2 protein-coding genes and 2 pseudogenes are annotated in these 2,872 nt (G+C 70.8%); 2 read left to right on the top strand and 2 right to left on the bottom strand.

All coding sequences use genetic code 11. The features are described 5' to 3' along the window. Positions 1-95 precede the first annotated feature (95 nt). Positions 96-1,277, top strand: coding sequence for an ATP-binding protein (locus tag GSQ79_RS21135; protein ID WP_158810770.1), 1,182 nt, complete (start codon positions 96-98; stop codon positions 1,275-1,277). Between the two features lie 55 nt (positions 1,278-1,332). Here the strand turns inward: GSQ79_RS21135 and GSQ79_RS21130 are convergent, their stop codons facing one another. Continuing rightward, positions 1,333-1,971 (bottom strand): hypothetical protein, encoded by a 639-nt coding sequence (locus GSQ79_RS21130; protein ID WP_158810769.1) that lies wholly within the window; start codon positions 1,969-1,971, stop codon positions 1,333-1,335. 234 nt (positions 1,972-2,205) lie between these two features. On the opposite strand from GSQ79_RS21130, the pseudogene GSQ79_RS30400 reads away from it, so the two are divergent. Further along, a pseudogene (locus tag GSQ79_RS30400) lies at positions 2,206-2,361 on the top strand (multiprotein-bridging factor 1 family protein); the annotation flags it as partial. 140 nt (positions 2,362-2,501) lie between these two features. Here the strand turns inward: GSQ79_RS30400 and GSQ79_RS29735 are convergent. Continuing rightward, a pseudogene (locus tag GSQ79_RS29735) lies at positions 2,502-2,872 on the bottom strand (hypothetical protein); the annotation flags it as partial.

Genomic DNA, 2,872 nt, shown 5'->3' with positions numbered 1-2,872 from the left:
ACGACGCCCTCCGCCAGGCCCGCGACGCCGACGCGGCGTGGGGGCTGGAGTGGGCGGCGGCCTGTCGCGGCTGCTGGATCGGGGCGTCCGGCGAGGTGCCGGACATCGCCTGGGTCCGCGAGATCCTTCCGCACGTCGCCGAACTCGGCCTCGCGATCGATCGCGAGGCCGGCCTTGCCGACCGGATCGGCAAGATGGTGGCGGACCAGGCGGCCTTCGGCGAGGAGGTGGCTGCACTGTGCGCCGAGTTGGGGATGGAGCCGGCGGCCGCGGGAGCGCTCGAGACGGCGGACGCGATCGGCCTGCGGCTTCGTCGGGCGACGCTCGCCGACGCCGCGCGCGTCTCGAAGGCGATCGAAGCCGGGGACGCGGCAGGTCGGCACGCCGCGGCGCTCGAGGCGATCGCCGCCCATAAGGTGGCGAAGGATCGTATGACGGCGTACTTCGGCGTGGACTCGCTCGATGCCGTCGCGGACGCCGTGAGGGCATCGAGGCGGCGCGACGCGCTTCGCGGCGCCTCGGCCCGGTGCGAGGCGGAGATCCTAGCGGGGCTCGGCGTGACGACGTTCGCCGCGGCGGAGGATCTGCTCGGCGACATCGACAAGGAACGCGCCGAACGTGATCTGGCCGAGTTGATGGCGCGGTCGGAGGACCACGAGCAGCGGACCCGCTCACTGTTCGCCGAGCGGGCGAAGGCGGCCGACATGCTTGGCGCGGTCGGCGGCGACGGACTCGTCGCGGCGATCGAGCAGGAGCGCCGCACGCTGCTGCTGGAGGTCGAGGAGAAGGCGCTTGCCGCCCTGCGGATGCGCACGGGCGTCATCGCGGCGGAGCAGGCCCTGGCGGCATACCGCGAGAACCACCGGAGTTCGATGATGGCCAAGGCATCCGACGCCTTCCGGACGATCAGCCGAGGCGCCTACAGTGGTCTCGCCGCGCAGGCGGCGAAGGAGTCCGAGGTGCTGATCGCGATCTCGGGGGGTGGGGACTCCAAGCTCGCGGCCGACCTGTCCAAGGGCACGCGTTTCCAACTGTACCTGGCTTTGAGGGTCGCCGGCCATCACGAGTTCGGGCGCACGCGGCGGCCCGTGCCGTTCGTGGCCGACGACATCATGGAGACCTTCGACGACTTCCGGGCCGAAGAGGCATTCCGGGTGTTCGCGGAGATGGGAACGAGAGGGCAGATCATATACCTGACGCACCACCGCCACCTATGCGATCTGGCACGCGAGGCGTTTCCTGGCGTCAGGATCCACGATCTGGCCGGTCCGGCCTAGCGATGGAACCTGACGCCTGACTACCCGATGCGGGGCCGCGCCTCGCGCAAGCGCGTCAGATCCACGACGGCCATCGCCCCTCGGTCGCGGCGAGCTTCGCCGCCACGACCAGCCAAAGAAGGCGCCAGGCCTCGGTCGCGGGATCGAGCACGACGATGTCGGTGACGAGGGTCGCCCCGCGGAAGTCGGCGCCGCCGACCGGTGTGTACCGCGGATGCAGGACGACGTCTGCGAACGGATCGGCGTCGCTGCGCTGTTCGAGGAAATCCGCCCTGATGACCGCCTCCTGGAACCGCATGTGGCGCAGCGCGCCCGCCAGCGCCTCGCGGAACTCGGCGACCGTGATGCCGTCGGGCAGCGGCACGACGATGCGCCCCTCCTCGAACCTCACGCCGAGCGGATCGGGAAGCTGAGGCGTGGCATCCGGCTCGAGGTCGAATGCCCTCCAGTCATCCCAGCCGGGTTCCAACAGGATCGGCTGGAAGGAGCGCTGCCAGCGCACCGCCGATCCGTGGCGCGTCTGGTTCAGGCGCCGCAGCGCGGCCCTGACGTCGACCGCCACGCCGACGAGGATCAGCGGCAGGTCGCAGTCGCGGGACAGGCGGTAGCAAGCCGTGCACGAGGCGGCGAAGACTGAGACGATCTCACCGACACGGGCCTGGCGCCCTACCGAAGGGGGACCCATTCCATCCATCACGTGGCTCCAACCGAAAGAGAAATGAGAAGACCTCAAGAAGAACAATGAGATAAGTTGCAGCGACGGTCCGTCCTCCCCAACGGCCCTCGGCTCGGGTCGGAACCGGGGCCGATCGCCTCGCACGGCGCCTGCGGGCAGTGACCGAGGCGTCCGTCGAAGGTTCGAGTGGATACCGCCCGCCGCCGCACGAATCCCCTTGCCTCCGCGCGAGGCGGGACGGCACAACGGGGCATGACGACGGATGGCGAGACCCTAGTGAAGGCCGCGCGGGAACTGCTCCGCTGGACCCAGGGGACGCTCGCGGAGAGGGCCGGCGTGGCCATCGCCACGGTGCGGCGGTACGAGAGCGGCGTCGCGGTCCGCGAGGAGGTCGTCGAGGTCCTTCTCAAGGCGCTTCGTGGAGCCGGCGTCGTGTTCCTGAAGGACGTCCGCGTCGACGGCACGCTGGTGAGCGCAGGCGTCGGCCTGCGGCCGAAGGCCCGGCCGGAACCGTGGACGCCCAATCACAAGCCGCCCTCCGCCCCCGCTCAGGGCAGACGCCGACCGGGTCGGCCGAAGAGCGTCGGTGCTCCCGAGAAATCGAGCCCGCCATCGGCCGCTTCGATCATCTCGACACCGGCCTCCGCGAGACCGGTCGAGACGGCGGCGGCGACCGCGAAGTCACCCGACAGGCGGCCGAAGCGTTCGACGAGCACGATGTCGAACGACGAAAGCCGCGCGTCGTCGACGAGGACGCCCAAGGCCTCGCCGCGGCGGACCAAACCGTCGGGGCGGCCGGAGTCGACGTAGTAGCGGGCGACGCTCCCGCCCAGGCGCACGGCCGCCGCGTCGACCGCCTCCTTCTGCACGAAGAGGCCGCAGGGCCCGTCCGTCGCGCGAAACTCGCTAAGGTAGGCGA

It is taken from the genome of Beijerinckia sp. L45 (genome assembly GCF_009765775.1).
In the GTDB taxonomy this organism is placed as follows: Bacteria; Pseudomonadota; Alphaproteobacteria; order Rhizobiales; family Beijerinckiaceae; genus RH-AL1.
This window is presented reverse-complemented; position numbering and strand designations above follow the sequence as displayed.